This window comes from Candidatus Clostridium helianthi (genome assembly GCF_045310795.1).
Classification (GTDB): domain Bacteria; phylum Bacillota; class Clostridia; order Clostridiales; family Clostridiaceae; genus Clostridium; species Clostridium helianthi.
Genome location: NZ_JBJIAB010000224.1, coordinates 1 through 256 on the forward strand (window position 1 = coordinate 1; position 256 = coordinate 256).

General features: G+C 37.1%; 1 pseudogene. It reads right to left on the reverse strand.

Annotation, left to right across the window (positions count from 1 at the left end):
• Positions 1-256, reverse strand: a pseudogene (locus tag ACJDTP_RS27895) (transketolase); the annotation flags it as partial.

Here is a 256-nt window from a genome sequence, read left to right on the forward strand (position 1 = left end):
CTGCTGCAAGTTCTGGATAAGCTTTTGCATATGCTTTGAATAACTCATTCCAAGCTTCTTCAGTCTTTTCACCTTTTACTATGTGTTCATTCATATTTGTATACACTTCGTCTGGTACGTAGAATGCAGGCTCTGTCTTCCATCCTAAGTTTTCCTTCATAGCAGTTACATTTTCTGCACCTAAAGGTTCACCATGTGCTGAAGCTTTTCCTTGTTTTGCTGGACATCCAAAACCAATTTGATTTTTAACTATTAT